The organism is Pseudalkalibacillus sp. R45 (assembly GCF_052246725.1).
GTDB lineage: Bacteria > Bacillota > Bacilli > Bacillales > Fictibacillaceae > Pseudalkalibacillus.
In genome coordinates this window covers 80,329-98,728 of sequence record NZ_JBQQCL010000008.1, presented here as the reverse complement: position 1 = coordinate 98,728, position 18,400 = coordinate 80,329, and the positions used below count along the sequence as shown (strand labels likewise).

The 18,400-nt window shown below is 44.0% G+C and carries 15 protein-coding genes; 9 read left to right on the top strand and 6 right to left on the bottom strand.

Translation table 11 applies throughout. The annotated features are described in order from the left end of the window. Window positions 1-51: 51 nt before the first annotated feature. Window positions 52-3,252 carry a M36 family metallopeptidase gene (locus tag ACTWQL_RS14885; protein WP_443143220.1) on the bottom strand — a complete coding sequence of 1,067 codons (3,201 nt, stop codon included), beginning with the start codon at window positions 3,250-3,252 and terminating at the stop codon, window positions 52-54. Between the two features lie 214 nt (window positions 3,253-3,466). Between ACTWQL_RS14885 and ACTWQL_RS14880 the strand changes: the two genes are divergently transcribed. The 4 genes from ACTWQL_RS14880 to ACTWQL_RS14865 all read left to right on the top strand — a co-directional run bounded on the left by ACTWQL_RS14880 (window position 3,467) and on the right by ACTWQL_RS14865 (window position 9,164). Beyond that, entirely contained in the window at window positions 3,467-4,021 is a 555-nt protein-coding gene (locus ACTWQL_RS14880; RefSeq protein WP_443143219.1) for a glycerol-3-phosphate responsive antiterminator, read from the top strand. A gap of 423 nt (window positions 4,022-4,444) precedes the next feature. Next, a complete protein-coding gene (locus ACTWQL_RS14875; protein ID WP_443143218.1) occupies window positions 4,445-5,287 on the top strand; it encodes an MIP/aquaporin family protein in 843 nt (280 codons plus the stop codon). Window positions 5,288-5,302: 15 nt separating this feature from the next. Continuing rightward, window positions 5,303-6,793 (top strand): glycerol kinase GlpK, encoded by a 1,491-nt coding sequence (gene glpK / locus ACTWQL_RS14870; protein WP_443143217.1) that lies wholly within the window; start codon window positions 5,303-5,305, stop codon window positions 6,791-6,793. A gap of 694 nt (window positions 6,794-7,487) precedes the next feature. After that, a complete protein-coding gene (locus ACTWQL_RS14865) occupies window positions 7,488-9,164 on the top strand; it encodes an FAD-dependent oxidoreductase (protein WP_443143216.1) in 1,677 nt (558 codons plus the stop codon). A 215-nt stretch (window positions 9,165-9,379) separates the two neighbouring features. Here ACTWQL_RS14865 and ACTWQL_RS14860 read toward each other — a convergent pair whose 3' ends face one another. After that, entirely contained in the window at window positions 9,380-10,027 is a 648-nt protein-coding gene (locus ACTWQL_RS14860) for a spore coat protein (RefSeq protein ID WP_443143311.1), read from the bottom strand. 303 nt (window positions 10,028-10,330) lie between these two features. On the opposite strand from ACTWQL_RS14860, the gene ACTWQL_RS14855 reads away from it, so the two are divergent. Beyond that, window positions 10,331-11,173 carry an STAS domain-containing protein gene (locus ACTWQL_RS14855; protein WP_443143215.1) on the top strand — a complete coding sequence of 281 codons (843 nt, stop codon included), beginning with the start codon at window positions 10,331-10,333 and terminating at the stop codon, window positions 11,171-11,173. A 107-nt stretch (window positions 11,174-11,280) separates the two neighbouring features. Here ACTWQL_RS14855 and ACTWQL_RS14850 read toward each other — a convergent pair whose 3' ends face one another. The 3 genes from ACTWQL_RS14850 to cidR all read right to left on the bottom strand — a co-directional run bounded on the left by ACTWQL_RS14850 (window position 11,281) and on the right by cidR (window position 13,286). Beyond that, window positions 11,281-11,643, bottom strand: a complete 363-nt coding sequence (locus ACTWQL_RS14850) for a hypothetical protein (protein ID WP_443143214.1) — start codon at window positions 11,641-11,643, stop codon at window positions 11,281-11,283. Continuing rightward, window positions 11,640-12,194, bottom strand: coding sequence for an acyl-CoA thioesterase (locus ACTWQL_RS14845; RefSeq protein WP_443143213.1), 555 nt, complete (start codon window positions 12,192-12,194; stop codon window positions 11,640-11,642). Before ACTWQL_RS14845 ends, ACTWQL_RS14850 begins: the two co-directional genes overlap by 4 nt. Window positions 12,195-12,404: 210 nt before the next feature. After that, window positions 12,405-13,286, bottom strand: a complete 882-nt coding sequence (cidR, locus tag ACTWQL_RS14840; protein ID WP_443143212.1) for a cidABC operon transcriptional activator CidR — start codon at window positions 13,284-13,286, stop codon at window positions 12,405-12,407. A gap of 159 nt (window positions 13,287-13,445) precedes the next feature. Between cidR and ACTWQL_RS14835 the strand changes: the two genes are divergently transcribed. The 4 genes from ACTWQL_RS14835 (at window position 13,446) to ACTWQL_RS14820 (ending at window position 17,633) form a co-directional block, all read left to right on the top strand. Then, complete coding sequence (locus ACTWQL_RS14835) at window positions 13,446-14,345, top strand: DMT family transporter (protein WP_443143211.1); 900 nt, start codon at window positions 13,446-13,448, stop codon at window positions 14,343-14,345. Window positions 14,346-14,510: 165 nt separating this feature from the next. Continuing rightward, window positions 14,511-14,741 carry a hypothetical protein gene (locus ACTWQL_RS14830; protein WP_443143210.1) on the top strand — a complete coding sequence of 77 codons (231 nt, stop codon included), beginning with the start codon at window positions 14,511-14,513 and terminating at the stop codon, window positions 14,739-14,741. Between the two features lie 175 nt (window positions 14,742-14,916). Beyond that, entirely contained in the window at window positions 14,917-16,950 is a 2,034-nt protein-coding gene (locus ACTWQL_RS14825) for a catalase (protein WP_443143209.1), read from the top strand. A gap of 269 nt (window positions 16,951-17,219) precedes the next feature. After that, entirely contained in the window at window positions 17,220-17,633 is a 414-nt protein-coding gene (locus ACTWQL_RS14820) for a VOC family protein (RefSeq protein ID WP_443143208.1), read from the top strand. 340 nt (window positions 17,634-17,973) lie between these two features. Here the strand turns inward: ACTWQL_RS14820 and ACTWQL_RS14815 are convergent, their stop codons facing one another. Then, window positions 17,974-18,399, bottom strand: coding sequence for an ASCH domain-containing protein (locus tag ACTWQL_RS14815; RefSeq protein ID WP_443143207.1), 426 nt, complete (start codon window positions 18,397-18,399; stop codon window positions 17,974-17,976). Between the last annotated feature and the right edge of the window lies 1 nt (window position 18,400).

Below are 18,400 nucleotides of genomic sequence, written 5' to 3'. Positions count from 1 at the left end.
AAAAGCGGCCCGAAGAAATCTAACCTTCGGAAGCCGATTTTTCCAACACATTTAGTACGGGCTTGTTGCTGTAAATGTGAATGGTACATTTGCCCCGGAGTAGAGGCCGACGTAAACGTATTTGGTTCCACCTGGAATCACGCCGGATTCGTTGGCGCCAGCAGTTGCAACGCCGCCGATCAATTCGAAGTTTCCATTGTAGAAATAGACGTCGTAATCATAATCACTTTCACTTGAGCCTTCCAGAAAGAAATTGTGGATCCCGTCACTAAATTCTTCAGGCAGGCTAACAACATATCCATCTACTCCCTGAGATGCAGGCTCAGGGTTTTGCGTGGTTACGAATTCATTTTCGGTAACAGCTAGTGTCGCAGGAACCCCTGCAAGGCTGCCGATTCCAGTCCCTGCATTACCCGCTTGGACCGTTCCTTCAGCTACAAATGGTTCCGTAGGTTCCTCCACGATCGGCTCGATTTTCGCTTTACCTTCAGAGAAGGCTTGAAGCTCTGCGACTTGGACATACCCTTTTGAATTGTCTTGCGCACTGTGTGCTACAAACTTCAGGTATTTCGCCTGAATTGGTTCTTCCAGATCGAATGCGCGGTAATGCAAGTCTGCGATAGTCGGTCTCGGTTTTTGAACATCGAATGCATCCCGGACTACGGTCGTCCAGTTTTCACCATCGACAGAAGCCTGTACGCTGAAATTTTTCAAGGTTGCGAATCGGTTTGCTGAAACATCCTTCGCCGCACTCACCTGTATATGGGAGACATCGACTGCTTTATCTCCAGCCAAATCAACGACAAACTCTGAACCTTTGAATCCATTTTCCTGTGTATCTGATGCGTAAACACTCGCTTCTGTATCATCGATTGCGAGTTTGACAGGATTGCTGTCGGATTCTCCAGACACACTGTCGATCGCCGCACCATTGAAGGAGGATGCAACGTTCGGCGATAATTCGAACGCTAATCGATTTTTCTCGCCTGGCTTGATTTCGACATCACGAATTGTACGTGAACCGAACCCTTTCGCCTGGATGGTGATGTCATAGGTTCCTCCTACCATATACGTGGCAAAACCAGCTTTTTCATTTGTAATGGAGACAGGGGTTGTGCGTGCCTCGAACTCCCCAATCATGATGCGAGCATCCGAGATTGGTTGATTCGTAGATGCATTGATCACTTTACCGACAAGCTGCCCGTTACGCTCGCCATCCGGGTGATTGAATGCAGGAACTGGATCTGTATCATCTCCGCCCTTTGATTGAGCGTCAGCACCTAGCCCTCGTTGTGCGAAAGCAGTCCACAATGCATCATAATGCTCGCCATCATAACGCTCGAAATCTGCGGCAATGATCGCTGTCCGCATATCCTTCATCGACGGATCCGGTACAGAGATCGGCATCGCGTCAATGACCAGGTGTTCTGCAACGGATTCACCCTTTTCTTTGCCGTATCGTTCAATCAATTCTTCTCTCATATGCCATAAGATCGCTGCCCAAATGTCCCCGTCAGAGTGGACCTCAGGACCGACAATGTCATACCCGACATCTCCGTAATTGTAAGGAGCTTCGTCAAGGGAATAGCTGCGGATCCCACGCTCCTCGTTGCCAGTCACATAAGCGCCGACGACAGGTTTCTCCTGCAAGCCATTTTTAACAAGGTAGTGCATGCCGTACCAGTCGCCCCAGCCTTCGCCCATGGAACCGGATTGGTGGCTGCCGAGCGCTTCACCACCAGCTACGAGACGATTCGACAACGCATGGGAGTATTCGTGATAGATGATCCCTGCATCAAAGTCCCCATCTGCATATTCTCCTTCAAAAGCACCGGCGATCGGTTCCCATAGGAACATTCCGCTCCATGCAGGAATTCCATCCGGCAATGTCAGCATGTAGGCATTGTCCCGACCTGTGTAAGTCGGTGCACCACCGGACACAGCTCCAGCCTGGACGAGTCCGAGGATCGCATCTCCATCGATACCGCCTTTTCCAAAGTTCGAATATTGCATGTTACCTGCCTCTTCAACCCATCCTAGATTGTAAAAATAATCATGGAACAGGTTATGATGGTAAAACAAGTTGGTCGCTGCACTGTTGAGGTCATCAGCGTAAGATGGAGGAACGGTCTGGCCATCGGTTTCCTGCCATGAATTTTTAAAAGTAAAACTGAATTCGCCAGTCGGTGCTACCGGTCGTACTGCCTGGTCGGCAGGAACCAGGAAGTTACTCCAGTTTGCAAATGAATTCGCGTTGTTTCCAAATGTCGTCACACCGAGATCTGTTCCCGGAAGGAGCCAGCCTTGCGGAGAGGCATCCGGATCTCCTTTGAACGATTTGACAACTTGGTTGCCACCCTGGGCTGCTCCTGGATAATTTTCAAAAATCAATCCCTCTGGTTCTAGCAAATAGTCGACAAGGGAACGTTTATAAAGCTGTTCACCTGTTTCCGCATCAATAACAAGCTCGTACCCTTCATTCAGCTCTTCAATGAAAAGGACACGGTAAGCTGGGCGGACGCCATCAGCCGTAACAAATGTAGCTTTTTTAACCCGTTGTTTTGCAGGAAGGACGTCACCGCCATCGAAAACGTCCCAGCCGTGTTCCGTTCCAAGAGATTCAGGTTTGTACTCTAAGTCTCCTGTTTCAAGTTCGACCGCTTTATTCAACGCCTCGGCTGAAGAAAGGACGAAGTCTCCAGCAATCGATTTCGATCGGCTCGCATTGCCTGTAACCGATAAAATTTTACCATCTTTATTGACAGCGATAATGATCCGTCCGCCGTAAACCGATTCGATTCCATCAAACGTCTGCTGGAATGTCACCGGGTGGAGTCCTGTGTCTTTCATCGTATAGTCACGGATCACATTCAGCGTATCAATATCTCCTGCAGATAGACCGAAAAGGGACGCATTCTCTTTCAACCAGTTACGTGCTACGGTTTCTGCATCCTCGTTCGAACCCTCCGTTAGATAGCCCTTTTCTTTTATGATTGTAGAGGGAGTCCCGAAGAGGCTGTTCCATTCAATCTTCGTTCCAGCCCCAGCATTGTTGATGAGTGTATCTGCCGTACCAAGCTGGACTTCTGTCGGTAAAACCTGATCCGCAGCATCACGGACATCTTCCACAATGGAATGTTGTTTTTCATCTATCGAGCCAGTGGATTGTGCTGCATTTCCACCGCTTGTCACAAGGAGCTGTCCTGCGAGCAATGTTAGACTTAACGCAGTTAGAAGACTTCGCTTTTTCAAAATGAATCCTCCCCTGAAAATTGTATTTACAGCATTTTTCTCCAGTAAATCACTGTCTCCTTTACATATACCTGCAAATACTGACAACAGCCTATCAGGTTTATTTGAAGGACCTACAGGAGTGTACTACTAATGGAATAGGAGAGTTTGTTCACAATTGTATTTTTCCGTTTCAATGTCTAAAATGGAATCATCTAAAAAAGGGGTGGAACGCATGGCGATCAATCAGAAAATCCTTCCTGCAATCCGTAATATGAAGGATTTTGAGAAATTATTGGAAAGCAATTATCAATATCTTGTGCTGTTGGATAGTCACATCGGCCAATTGAAGAGTCTCTCTCAGACAGCTAAGCGCCATGGGAAGAAATTGCTTGTCCATGTCGACCTGATCCAGGGTTTGAAAAATGACGACCATGCCGCTGAATTCCTTGCACAGGAATTCAAAGTGGATGGGCTTATTTCAACGAGAGCGAGTGTCATTATGACGGCGAAGAAAAAAGGGCTGCTCGCGATCCAAAGGCTGTTTCTCCTCGACTCAAGTGCCTTGAAAAAAAGCTATTCATTGCTTGAAAAAACGAAGCCGGACTATATTGAAGTCCTTCCGGGCATCATGCCGCCAATCATTTCTGAGGTTCATGAAAATACAGGAATCCCCATTTTTGCAGGTGGTTTGATCAGGACGATCGATGATGTAGAAAGGGCCCTGGATGCTGGTGCGACAGCGGTTACGACCTCGAGGACGGAGCTATGGAAACTTTTTGTAATGTAAATGTAATGGAAACTGAGATTGACAGCGTTTTCAGCATCATGTAACCTAGTGGACAAGTTAATAGTCATGTGACGGAGAATAGGAGATCCACACGTATCACCCATTTCATGAATGGGAAGATTCGTGTGGATTTTTTCTTTTGACTTAAAGAAAGTATTAATACTTTCTTCAGTATAAGTGCAAATATTGTCTTCGCTAACGCTAGGTTTTGCCAGGTTTTCTTTACCCTGAACTAGAAAAACAGGTATTTATATGCAGCACTTTTGTTATTGTCAAAATTTCTCTGTTCGTGACGAACACATAGTTAGATCATTTTGCGCAAATGATCCACCTGAACGAAGCAATTTTCTGAAAAGGTTTTCATCACAACCACAGGAGGAATAGTTTGAAAAGATTTTCATTACAACCACAGGAGGAATGGTTATGTCGACGTTCATGGCAGAGATCATAGGAACGATGATTTTGATTATTTTAGGAGGGGGCGTAGTAGGCGGTGTCGTATTAAAGAAGACAAAGGCACAGGATTCAGGCTGGATCGTCATTACAATGGGATGGGGGCTTGCGGTGGCAGTTGCCGTCTACGCAGTGGGTGGAATCAGCGGGGCACATATCAATCCTGCTGTTACACTCGGTCTTGCATCAATCGGGGAGTTCCCATGGGCTCAAGTACCGAAATACATCACAGCTCAGATGATTGGAGCTTTCCTTGGAGCGGTCATTGTTTACTTCCATTACCTGCCGCATTGGAGAGAAACGGAAGAACCAGAATTGAAACGGGCTGTCTTTTCAACAGACCCTGCAATCAGACATTCTTTTTCGAATCTATTAAGTGAGGTCATCGGGACTTTTGTCCTTTTGCTCGGATTGCTAGCGATCGGGGCGAATGAATTCACTGAAGGCCTGAATCCGTTGATTGTTGGATTTTTGATCGTCGCTATCGGAATGTCTCTTGGCGGTACGACGGGTTATGCAATTAATCCAGCTCGTGACTTAGGACCGAGAATCGCACATTTTGTATTACCGATTGTCGGGAAAGGGTCATCAGACTGGGGGTATGCATGGATTCCAGTCGTCGGTCCGATCTTAGGCGGGGTATTCGGCGCCCTGTTTTATAAAAAAATGTTCCTGGGTATCGATTCGCCAGCCTTCTGGATCGTAGGCGCCATGATTTTACTCGTGTTATCAGCTGCTTACATGACAAGTGAAAAAGAAATACCAGTGAAAGAGAAAGCATCTCCAGCAAGACTTAAAGAAACCATTCAATAAGGGGAGGAAGATGACATGGAAAAATACATTCTATCACTAGACCAGGGAACGACAAGTACACGTGCCATTCTTTTCAACAAGGAAGGCGAAATCGTCCATACTTCTCAAAAAGAATTCACGCAGCACTTTCCAAAGTCCGGCTGGGTGGAACATAATGCCAACGAAATCTGGGGATCGGTCCTCGCCGTCATCGCACAAGTTTTATCCGAAACTGATACGAAGCCTGAACAGATTGCCGGCATCGGTATCACGAACCAACGGGAAACGACTGTCGTTTGGGATAAAAACACAGAGAAGCCGGTCTATAACGCAATCGTCTGGCAATCCCGTCAGACAGCTGGCATTTGTGATGAACTGAAATCAAAAGGCTACAATGAGACATTCAGAAAAAAGACTGGCCTCTTGATCGACGCCTATTTTTCAGGGACTAAGGTGAAGTGGATCCTTGATAACGTTGAAGGTGTACGTGAAAAAGCGGAAGCCGGCGACTTGATGTTCGGGACGATCGATTCATGGTTGATCTGGAAAATGACAGGCGGTAAAGCGCATGTGACGGATTATTCCAATGCATCGCGAACCTTGATGTTTAACATCCACGAGCTGAAATGGGATGACGAATTGCTCGACATTCTTGAAGTGCCGAGGTCGATGCTTCCAGAGGTCAAGCCATCGTCTGAAATTTACGGTCATACGGTGGAACATCATTTCTTCGGTCAATCAATCCCGATCGCTGGTGTCGCAGGTGACCAGCAAGCGGCGTTGTTCGGGCAAGCGTGCTACGAAGAAGGAATGGCCAAGAACACTTACGGGACAGGCTGTTTCATGCTGATGAATACTGGGGAAAAAGCTGTCACATCTGATCACGGGCTGTTGACGACGATCGCCTGGGGAATCGATGGAAAGGTCGAATATGCCCTTGAAGGAAGCATTTTCGTTGCCGGATCAGCAGTCCAATGGCTCCGTGATGGGTTGAGGATGTTCAAGGACGCTGCTGACAGTGAAAAATATGCTGAGCGCGTGGAATCAACGGATGGTGTCTATGTCGTTCCTGCCTTCGTCGGACTTGGCACACCGTATTGGGACAGCGATGTAAGAGGCGCCGTCTTCGGTATCACTCGAGGGACGTCTAAAGAGCATTTTGTTAGAGCGACGCTTGAATCCCTGGCGTATCAGACAAAGGATGTACTAACCGCGATGGAAGCTGATTCTGGTATTTCATTGAAAGCGTTACGCGTAGACGGAGGCGCTGTGAAGAACAATTTCCTCTCCCAATTCCAGAGTGACGTATTGGGTGTACCTGTTGAACGTCCCGTCGTGAACGAAACGACAGCTCTCGGAGCGGCATATCTTGCAGGGCTTGCCGTCGGGTATTGGAAGGATCGTTCTGAGATCGCGAAGCAATGGAAAGTGGATCACACCTTCACGAATAAAATGGGTGAAGAAGAACGCGACTCGCTTTATGAAGGCTGGAAAAAAGCAGTCCACGCAACTATGGCATTCAAGTGAAAATTATGATACGATGAAACCAAGTTAATATTCTGGTCGGAGAAATGGAGAGACCGCAACACCCTATAAGCCAAACGATGGTACTTAAAGGGGAGTTGTGGTCTCTTTTTGTTTCAGTTAAAGCAAATACTTTCTTCAGTATAAGGGTAACTATGGCTCAAGTCTGCGCCTTCGGCTGGACTTCGTTAAGTTTTCTTTAAATAAAAACCAGAAAACGTCAATACCTATAGTAAAGATGGAAACTCGAAAGATAAAGCGTTCTGAGGATTGTGGAATTCACTCCCTTTCCACGAGCGATCTGCAAGCCACCCTCTATCCTGGTGGTACCCAAGTTGACCAAACCGCTAACGGACACAGGAGGCCTTATTTGGCCAATTTAAGGGAAAATTACAAACTTAACGGACACCAGGGACCTTATTTCGTAAATACCATAGAAAATCAGCTGCTTTGTTCACAAATAACGGCTGTGGTGTCCGTTAAATTTCAGAAACACCGATTTTACCTTTAAATAACAGCGCTTGTGTCCGTTAACTGAAAACATGGCTATGGGGTTTTGCCTGACTCGCTTTTCTCAAAGGAGTGGCGTGAAGTACGCTTTAATCAAACTTAGCCTTAAATCAACATCATTATTTAACAAACCTATAAATGATAATCAAATAAGCATAACAGACCCAACTAAAAAGGAGTGCAGAGGATGAAACCTTCATTTTCAAGCAGAGACAGAATAGAGAAATTAGAAGCCATGGAACAAGAAGAATATGATGTGTTCGTTGTCGGAGGAGGTATTACAGGTGCCGGTGTAGCACTGGACGCTGCAACACGCGGCATAAAAACAGCCCTTGTCGACATGCAGGATTTTGCCGCGGGAACGTCCAGCCGCTCAACAAAATTGGTGCACGGTGGGCTTCGGTATCTAAAGCAATTTGAAATCAAGATGGTTGCTGAAGTCGGTAAAGAACGTGCAATCGTCTATGAGAACGGACCCCATGTCACGACACCGGAATGGATGCTGCTGCCGATTTATAAAGGCGGGACGTTCGGAAAATTCAGCACCTCGATCGGCCTGCGGGTTTATGATTTTTTAGCAGGGGTGAAACGAAGCGAACGAAGGAAAATGCTGAGTGCTGCTGAAACGCTTGAGAAAGAACCGACTTTGAAAAAGGAAAGCTTAAAGGGAGGCGGCTATTACGTCGAATACCGTACCGACGATGCCCGCCTTACGATCGAAGTTCTCAAGAAAGCAGTTGAACATGGCGTCAACGCAGCCAATTATGTAAAAGTGGAAGATTTCATCTATGAAGACGGGCGTGTTATGGGGGTTGTCTTGAAGGATCAACTTGGTGGCGGAACGTACAAGGTCCGTACGAAAAAAATCATCAATGCAGCTGGTCCTTGGGTGGATACATTGAGAGATCGCGACAAGTCGAAGGAAGGGAAGACGTTGCATTTGACGAAAGGAATCCATCTCGTCTTTGACCAGGAGCGCTTTCCTTTGCAGCAGGCGATCTATTTCGATACACCTGATGGGCGGATGGTTTTCGCGATTCCGAGAGATGGGAAGACGTATGTAGGAACGACCGATACAACGTACGACGAAGACATCGCAAAACCAAGAATGACAAATGAAGACCGCGAGTACGTGTTAGGCGCGATCGACTTCATGTTCCCTGACTTAAAAATAACAGCCGAGGATGTGGAGTCAAGCTGGGCAGGATTGCGACCGCTAATCCATGAGGAAGGAAAAGACCCGTCAGAGATTTCACGTAAAGATGAAATCTTCATTTCGAATTCCGGCTTGATCACGATTGCAGGCGGGAAATTGACAGGATACCGTAAAATGGCTGACAGCATCGTGAACCTCGTCGCAGAACAATTGAGCGAAGAGGGAGTTGGCACATATCCTGGATGCAAAACGAAGCACTTGCCGATCTCAGGTGGTGATGTCGGCGGTTCAGCTGGATTTGAGACTTTTAAAAAGGAGAAGGTCGAACAAGGAGTAAAGCTGGGACTGAAGGAAAAACTGGCAGAAATTCTCGTCCAACGCTATGGCTCGAACATTGGTCCTATTTATGAAATCTACAAAGGGTTAGAAGATGGAGATGGAATGCCGAAGTATTTACGGGCTGTTTTGCAATACAGCATAGATGATGAAATGGTGACAAAACCGATCGATTTCTTCATCCGCCGGACCGGAGCACTCTTTTTCGATATCGAATGGGTTTTCAAGTGGAAAACGCCAGTCATCGAATCAATGGCAGCACAATTAGGCTGGACAGATGATGAGAAACAGATTTATGAGGTCGAGCTTGAAGAACATCTGACCCACTCCACAACACCGATGGACATGGAGGAACCAGAAAAAGCGATTTGATTGTTGTGCTGGAGCGGGGAATTTTTTGGAAGGATGCAAGCTTTAAGCGTAGTAAGATCGTACCGAATTGCTCAAGCTGATCTCGAAATTGCTCAAGATAGCATCAAAATTGCTCAAGTTGACCGCGAAACATGCTCAAACCACTTCCAATACCCACAAAAACCACCCAAATAATGAAAAAGCTGGCCGAGATGGCCAGCTTCCTTATTGAAAAACTATTGTCTGTACTGATTTGGTTGCATGTTTTGAGCAGGTGCATAGCTTTGCAGCATTTGTGCCATATCTTGTTGTGCAAGCTGAGGAACTTGATAGTATTGATGTTTGTTCTGATACAGGTAGATTTCATACGCCATTTCAATAAAATTCGGCACGCTGTCCGCAATCACTCTTCTTAATACAGGGTTCGTCATTTCTAGAGCTGTCATTGCTAATAAAGAAGAAGTAGACTTCGCCAGGCCGAGCATGTATCCTGACAGGCTTTCATCATTCACTTGATTTGCTGAAGTGAATGGCTTTTTCGGTAGGCTGGGACTCAGGCCATACACCGTGTCGTTGTTTTGCTGCATTTTATAAACACGAGTAGAGTGAGTTGGTTTTTGACCGGTCGAAAAGGCTTCAACGATAGTATTGTACAGGTCGGTGATGAAACTATGCTGACGATATAAAATAGTCCGCAGCTCTTGATCCTTTACGAATTGATCATAAATAAGATACTGATCCAACATACCGATAATGGAAGAAAGAACTTCATGGCTATCGAACATCTCATGTCCGCCATGATTCATACTCGGTGCCATCCGATTTTGCTGTTGAGCAGGATTCTGTTGCATTCCCGATTGAGGCTGGGTTTGATTTTGCGGCATATTCCCAGTAGGCGGTGCGAATGGTTTAACATTCTGCTGCATAGTCGTGTTTCCTTGCTGTTGCTGGAAACCATTTGGATTCATTTGATTTTGCACAATCTATTCCTCCCGAAAGTGTAGTTTACGTAGTTAGTGTTTCAACTGTACCCTCAAAACATGTATTCAAAAGTCTTCTTTATTTACGAAATTCTCAGACTTTGGTAAGATAAAAAATATTATAGTGATACATATAATCAATCCTTTTTACACATCACTATGCTTGGTATATAAAACAAACTTCTCTCATTGGAAAGGGTGATTGTTTTGAGTTTGATTTTACAAGAAGGAAAGGAAATTACAGAATTCCTTGAGAAACATAAAGAAGAAGTTGAGGAAAACTTACTCACGGAAGCCGATAAAGTAAGAGATAAGATTGAAGAGATCCAGATGATCGGGAACATCAATCTTGTAGAAAATGCACATAGACTCATCGGATATGTCGTCAATCAAGAAACTGCAGACTTAATTGCTTTTGCGGAACAAGAAGGAATCGTCTGGGCAAAATATTCGATGACCTTGACGTTTAAATTGGACTGGGTCCATGCAATCCGCAGAACATTGTGGAGTTTCCTCTATCAATACGACAAATCACTCAATAAATCCGATTGTCGAGAAGAATTCTATTCAACGGAAAGAACAGTCAATGAACATATCGACCTTTTCCTGAACAATTTCTTTATCAGTTATTCCACGTTCAAAGATAAATTGCTTGAAAGAGAAAAGAAATTAGTGGAAAATTTATCTGTCCAAATTATTCCGATCAACACATCCACTGCCATTTTTCCATTGATTGGCGCCATTGATGATTCCCGTTCGGAAACGATAGAAGATAAAGTTTTGGAAGAAGTAAGCCGAGGGCGAATCGAGACCTTGATCATCGATCTTTCTGGGGTTGCACAGATGGAAGCAGATGTGACGCACCATCTTTTAAAAGTCATAGATGGCATTTCATTGATGGGATGTAAAGCGATCATTACAGGTATGCGCGCTGATATTGCCAGCAAGATGGTGAAAGAAGGACTCTCGTTCAGAGATAAAGCAGAAGTGAGAGGTAACCTGCAACAAGCGATCAGTGCAAACCTGGTTAGTGAGAACGGATCCGTTTAAGAAAACCAGGCAAAGCCAAGGCTTAGTTATTCATATATTGATGTAATGAAAGGAAGCTTACCAAAAAGCCTCATTAAAAAGTGCTTTTGAGTAAGCTTCTTTTGCTGTTATTGTATCCCCTTTAATTTCTCAGGCGAAATTCCAAGGAACAATAAGCATATTTTGTCGTAACCACATTGTTTATTCGATTGAAGTAATTCTGTCACAACATATATATTATCTGTCATTTTAATCTTTCTCACTTCCTGGTGGAAGAGATCCATTACAGATTCACTTGCAAAATTCGGATAACTCTCAGTTGCATCTTCATCAGTCAATAAGCATGCTAAATAGGAGTAACGGAATTGCAATTGTCTTGTCAAATCGGTTAAATGAACCATCCTATTGTATACATCGGGCATCTCTATTTTGATCTGTTCAATTCTAGTCTTGATATTTTGCAAGTCTTGAAGGCTTGATAAAGAGATCATACCTCTAGCCCCTCACTTTCTATCGACTCGATGTCCTCATCCCAAGGTTTTTTTACAGAGATGGATGCAGCTAACTCTTTACTTTTCTTTCTTCTGATCATTCGGACTTCAGCACGATCAGCTCCAGTCTCAAATAATGTCTTCTCCTCTTCCGTCTCGGGAATGACGCCTGGAACTTCCATCGGTTGTTTGTTTTCATCCAAAGCGACGAATGTTAAGAAAGCTGTCGCTGCTATACGGCGATCACCAGTCAACATGTCCTCGGCAATTACCTTACAAAAAATCTCCATAGATGTCTTTCCAGTAAAAGAAACATAAGATTCAATACATACCGAATCACTTTGGTGGATTGGTGCCAAGAAATCAATTGAATCAATTGAAGCTGTAACACATTCTTTAGCTCTGGAATGGCGGCGAGCGGAAATTGTCGCGACTCCATCCAATTTCTTCATCAATACCCCGCCAAATAGCGTATTGTAGTTATTCAAATCACAAGTCATTACTTGATCTGTATTTATGATACGGCTATGCCGCGCCTTTTTCATTTCCATATCCAATCACCTTTCTGAATTTTATATCAATACAGGAATTCCTGTTTTTGTTAAATAAAATCCTTACAGAAGTGATTGTAAGCCCCAATATGTAAGAAGTAAAATTGATTATTTCCATAGATGATATAGATATTGGCTATGAAAATGCTTACAGGTATAACTGGAACCAATGAAAAAATCCACTCTTAAATGAAGTGGATTCTTGATCTTTCAAGTGTTCAATTTTTCTATGGTAAAGTCCAACCATTCTCTTGCAGCAAAAGAAAGGTACGCTTTTTTTCGCCAAATGATGGCGAGCTCCCAGCTTATACTTGGGTCAATCACATCAACGATGGCTACATCACTGTGCACATCTTTACAAATGCTTTCAGGCATAAACGCAATCCCTAACTTGGAAGCAACCATCTTTCCGATAAAATCCCACTGGGAACTTTCAGAAATAATAGATGGTTTGAATCCAGCAACAGCACAAGAGGATATGATCCGATTGTGAAGGGCAAAGTCTTCAGTGAAAAGAATGAAGTTTTCATCCTTCAATTTGGTGAGTTCGATCTCATCCTTTTCTGAAAAAGGATGATCAGGTGGAAGGACAAGCTTCAGTTTCTCCCGTTCAAAAGAATAGAATTCAAATAGGTTCTCATTCACTGGAAGAACGACAACCCCAAGATCAAGATCCCCATTATCGATATCTTCTTCAATCCTTTTTGATCCTTTTTCAACCAATTGGATCGAAATTTCTGGGTATCGTTCCTGGAAGCGGCCGATGATATTTGGAAAATGTAGAGACCCGATCATAGGAGGAAGCCCAATACGGATATGCCCTTTTTTTAATTCTTGCAAGTTATCCAATTGATATTGCAGATCTTTGAAAGCTTTATCAATTACGAGAGCCTGATCATAAATGACTTTTCCAGCATCGGTCAATTCTACCTTCTTGCTTTTTCGATCGAAAAGATGGACACCGAGTTCGTTTTCCAGGTTTTTCAGCATTTTACTTATGGTCGGTTGCGTAACATACATATGTGAAGCTGCTTTGCTGAAACTACGCAAACGGGCCACTTCAATGAAATATTGTAAATGTTTTATATCCATTATGGTTTCACCTGCTTATAGCTATCACCTTAAATCTAAAACTTATTCCTCGTGTATGTAAAGGAAGTTGCCCTTCAATAAATCGATTTCATTGCTTTTCATCCCCCGCGGTGATACCTTCGAATCAGAGGATATTTACATATGTTAGGGGGAAGGGGCATGAACGCAAAAGCATTTTTAATGGCACTTACAACAGTCGTCATTTGGGGTTCGACGTTCGCCGCGATTCGTGCAAGTCTACATGGTGGCTATGCGGCCGGGCATCTTGTGTTCACACGTTATTTTATTGCATCAATGATCTTTATTATTCTGGCCCTTTTACCGGGATTTCGGATCCGTGTCCCAGATAAAAAGGATCTGGTGAAAATAATGCTGCTCGGATTCGTAGGCATCACCCTTTACAATATTGGTGTAACATTTGGGGAACTGACCGTATCTGCAGGAACCGCTGGAATGCTGATCGGATCGACACCTGTATTCACCGCATTGATAGCTGTCCTTGTTTTAAAAGAACGTCCTGGAGCAGCTGGATGGATTGGATTAAGCATCGGCTTTATCGGCATCGTTTTAATTACTTTAGGTACTTCCGGATCCTCCTTCAGTATTTCGCAGGGTGCTTTATTGGTGTTGATGGCAGCGATCGCGACATCTATTTTTTTTGTTTTTCAAAAGTCACTTCACTACCAATATACACCGCTTGAATTGACTGCTTATTTTACATGGGCAGGGACCTTGCCGTTAGTCATTTTCACACCAGGTCTTTTCGGATCGATTCAACAGGCTACGCTCGAAGCAAACTTATCAGCGCTTTATACAGGAATCTTTCCAGCAGCTATTGCGTATATCACATGGGCGACTGCACTTTCATTAGGACGCGCAAGCACTGTGACGAGTATGCTCTATGTTGAGCCGGTGATCGCGATTTTCGTTGCATGGCTCTGGCTGAACGAATGGCCGAGCACGCTTTCCCTGATCGGTGGTATCGTTGCAATTTCTGGTGTTGTCGTCGTAAATGGTTTAGGGAAGAAACATAGGAACATATCCAAAAAAGCAGCTTGATGTGGCTTATCCAAAAGTGTCAGAGTCTCTCGGAACATAACAACAATTTGAGTGAAATCGTGGTCTTGAAACAAAATGTTCTGTTAGAGGTGGCTGACACTTTTCTCCCTTTTTTAAGTTGAACTTGTTATAATTAAACTAATCATTAAAAAGGTGGTGGAGATCATGTCAGAAGAAAAATTGGACAAACTGCTCAGCGTCATGCTAGATATGAAAGAAGATTTATCAGGTCTAGGTAAAGAAGTTAATGGTTTAAAGATGGATTTTGATGATTTCAGAAAAGAAACGAACGAGAAGTTGGACAAGATCGTAAGCGGCATTGATCTTTTAGCTTCTAAAACATGGAATAATGAAAAAGACATCAACAGACTCAAAACGTTAATGGGTATCAAATAATCCTTTACCCCCCTCAATAAATCCCCCTTAAAAACAACTTCAAGACCCGTCAAAATTCTCAACATAGTAACAATGAATCATATAACTGAATCTTGTTTTGTGATGCTTCCAATAGGGTACGTGACTTATGTGTAATCATTATTACATAATAAACGTCCTAAGGAGGAATGGCGAGATGAGTGAGGAAAATAAAAAACAGCGACAGCTTGAACAGGATCGTGTTGATGATAAGGACAAGAAAATGACGACCAATCAAGGTGTCAAAGTTTCTGAGGATGAATTTTCACTGAAAGCAGGTGAACGTGGTCCTACTTTGATGGAGGACTTCCATTTCCGCGAAAAGATGACACACTTTGATCATGAGCGGATCCCGGAACGAATTGTCCATGCTCGCGGATTTGCTGCACACGGAGAATTTCAGGTCTATGAATCGATGAAAGAATATACGAAAGCAGGTTTCTTGCAGGACCCATCCAAGAAAACGCCTGTATTCGTACGTTTTTCAACGGTTGCTGGATCCAAGGGTTCAGCTGAGACTGTACGTGATGCGCGTGGTTTTGCCACGAAATTTTATACAGATGAAGGGAACTTCGATCTAGTAGGGAACAATATCCCGGTTTTCTTCATTCAGGACGCAATGAAATTCCCTGATCTCGTACATGCTCTTAAACCAGAGCCCCACAATGAAATGCCGCAAGCAGCGTCTGCCCATGACACGTTTTGGGATTTTGTCGCGAATAACCAGGAATCTGCTCATATGGTGATGTGGGCGATGTCCGGCCGTGCAATTCCACGAAGTTTCCGTATGATGGAAGGGTTCGGTGTCCATACATTCAGATTCGTAAACGATAAAGGTGAAGCACATTTCATCAAGCTCCACTGGAAACCTGTGCTCGGAACGCATGCACTCGTATGGGATGAAGCACAAAAAATATCAGGTAAGGATGCAGACTTCCACCGAGCGGACCTGTATGAATCGATCGATAATGGGGACTACCCTGAATACGAATTGGGTGTCCAAATCATAAAAGAAGAAGATGAGTTCAAGTTCGATTTCGACGTCCTGGATCCGACGAAAATCTGGCCGGAAGAAGATGTACCAGTGAAGTTGATTGGTAAAATGACCTTGAACCGTAATGTGGATAATGTATTTGCAGAAACGGAGCAGGTGGCTTTCCATCCCGGACACGTCGTTCCAGGAATTGATTTTTCGAACGATCCGTTACTGCAAGGACGTTTATTCTCATATACCGATACACAGTTGATCCGTTTAGGCGGACCCAATTTCCACGAACTTCCGATCAATAAACCTGTCTGTCCATTCCATAACAACCAGCGTGATGGATACGGACGCCATACGATCAACAAGGGACAAGTGAGCTATCATAAAAATTCCCTCGCTCAAAACACGCCGGAGCCAGCGAGTGAAGAAGAAGGCGGTTTCAAACATTACCAGGAAAAAGTCGAAGGGCACAAAATCCGCGCTAGAAGTGACAGCTTCAAGGACCACTTCTCACAAGCAACCTTGTTCTGGAACAGTATGAGCCAGCACGAAAAAGAGGATATCAAGCAAGCCTTCAGTTTTGAATTAGGAAAATTAGAAAGTAAATCGGTCCAGCAGCAAGTAATCGATATGTTCGCAAATGTCAGTATGGAACTTGCCACTGAGGTAGCGGAAGCAATTGGTGCAGAAAAACCTCAAGGAGAGGATTCCTCTGTCACAAAATCATCTCCTGCACTAAGCATGGATAATACCGTGAAAAAGCCTGATACACGTAAAATCGCTGTCATTATTGCTGATGACTTTCACGGTAAAGAAGTAACTTCTATACTAGATGGATTGAAGGATAACGGCGCGCAGCCTGAAATTGTCAGTGAAAAGCTAGGTGCCGTGAAAGGGACGGATGGTTCGAGGCTTGAAGTCGACCACACATTCCTGACGGCTGATTCAGTCTTGTTCGATGCGGTTTACGCAGTAGGTGGAAAAAATGAGAGCAAGAAATTCTATAATGATGCAGCCTACTTCATTAACGAGGCATTCATGCATTTCAAGCCGATCGGTGCGACCCATGAAGGAACGAAGTGGCTTAAGAAAATGGAGTATGACAAGAGTCCAGGTGTCGTAATCGGTAAAGACATCAACGAATTTACAAATGAATTCCTTGGAGCGATTGCTGAACACCGCCACTGGGATCGCGAATTAGTATAAATGATTCAATAGGAAACTGCCACAGCCGTGGCGGTTTTTTCCTTTTGAAGTGAGTGTGTAAGGTGGAATTTCAGAGCAAATCCGAGATATATCGGTGCAAAGTCGAGATATAACGAAACCTAAAAATATCGGAGCAATTTCCGAATTTATCGGTGATTTAGGGAAAGAAAGGTTGATTTTTTCGCAGGAATACGAACAATTGTTCTTGTGTTATTCAAGCTAAGGCATTATAATGTGATTAGTGGTAAAAAATTGATAATTACAGGAGAGTGATTGCGTTGAAACATCTTACACCTTATTTTACGTTCGACGGGGATGGAAAAGCAGCACTGGATTTCTATACGGATGTTTTTGGAGGAGAAGTAGTTGAATCGATGACGTTCGGAGATGCTGAGTTCGAGACTCCGCCAGAAGCGGATGATCGTATTATGCATGCTTACTTCAAAAAAGGAGATATGGCCTTCATGGTGTCTGATACTTTCCCAGGACAAAGTGTTCCAAAAGAAAGCAACGTATCAGTAGTCATCGAACCTGAAAATGAAGATGAACTTCAACGTCTATATGATCGTTTAATGGAAAATGGAACAATTTTGATGGAATTGCAGGATACATTCTGGGGAGCAAGATACGCACTCGTCAAGGACGCTTACGGAATTACTTGGAACCTGAACTATCAGAAATAATGTGCGTTACATAATTAGCCGATACCTTAAAAGGTGTTGGCTATTTTTTTAATAACGATATTCTTTGATAGAAGAGAAATCTGCAACTTATTGGGGAAAAGACGACCAAAAGCTCAACCAATTGGAAGGGGGAGTCCGACGTCTCGTTTGGGACAACCCCATTTGAATTCTACACTTAAAGAAAGTATAAACTACTTTCTTCAGTATAAGTGCACAAGCTGGCAGCTTCGGAAGCAATACACCGCACGAAGGAAAAGCAATTGCTTTTTCGAGGAACTACTGGCTCAGCCCACGCCAAAGGCTTGGCTTTGCCAAGTTTTCTTTAGGTGTGCTACATTCCTCAGGATGTTTGGAGGCAGAGATCCTTCAACCCCAACCCCTCATGTTCAGAAAGATCAACCCAAATGACAGCACCTAAGGGGTGGACATAGGGAAGGGGTGTTTCAAACAGTCGGGGGTTACGGAGCACCCAGGCATGAGTTTTACCATATGGTTCCTTGTTACACTGTTCTTTAGGAACACAGTGGAAATCTTCTGCTTGCTGGTACTCATCTAAGCTGAGTTTCAGGCAGTCAATGAGTTCGACTGTGCCGAAGATCTTTCCTGAACCGCTTTGAATCAATGCGATGGTCCCTCTTATTTTTGTGTTCGATCCTCTGATCTCCCATGTTTTCTTTCCCTCAAAAATGTAATCGATCCAGGGGGACTTGATCAATAACCCTTTCATAGCATGCTCCTCATCTACTTTTGGTATTGGTTCTGACATT

Coding starts and splice junctions, on each gene's coding strand:
- ACTWQL_RS14850 (WP_443143214.1), bottom strand. CDS start 11,643: ATGATCTCTTTATCAAGCCTTCAAGACTTGCAAAATATCAAGACTAGA.
- ACTWQL_RS14825 (WP_443143209.1), top strand. CDS start 14,917: ATGAGTGAGGAAAATAAAAAACAGCGACAGCTTGAACAGGATCGTGTT.
- ACTWQL_RS14845 (WP_443143213.1), bottom strand. CDS start 12,194: ATGGAAATGAAAAAGGCGCGGCATAGCCGTATCATAAATACAGATCAA.
- ACTWQL_RS14880 (WP_443143219.1), top strand. CDS start 3,467: ATGGCGATCAATCAGAAAATCCTTCCTGCAATCCGTAATATGAAGGAT.
- glpK (WP_443143217.1), top strand. CDS start 5,303: ATGGAAAAATACATTCTATCACTAGACCAGGGAACGACAAGTACACGT.
- ACTWQL_RS14835 (WP_443143211.1), top strand. CDS start 13,446: ATGAACGCAAAAGCATTTTTAATGGCACTTACAACAGTCGTCATTTGG.
- ACTWQL_RS14815 (WP_443143207.1), bottom strand. CDS start 18,399: ATGTCAGAACCAATACCAAAAGTAGATGAGGAGCATGCTATGAAAGGG.
- cidR (WP_443143212.1), bottom strand. CDS start 13,286: ATGGATATAAAACATTTACAATATTTCATTGAAGTGGCCCGTTTGCGT.
- ACTWQL_RS14860 (WP_443143311.1), bottom strand. CDS start 10,027: ATGCCGCAAAATCAAACCCAGCCTCAATCGGGAATGCAACAGAATCCT.
- ACTWQL_RS14830 (WP_443143210.1), top strand. CDS start 14,511: ATGTCAGAAGAAAAATTGGACAAACTGCTCAGCGTCATGCTAGATATG.
- ACTWQL_RS14865 (WP_443143216.1), top strand. CDS start 7,488: ATGAAACCTTCATTTTCAAGCAGAGACAGAATAGAGAAATTAGAAGCC.
- ACTWQL_RS14875 (WP_443143218.1), top strand. CDS start 4,445: ATGTCGACGTTCATGGCAGAGATCATAGGAACGATGATTTTGATTATT.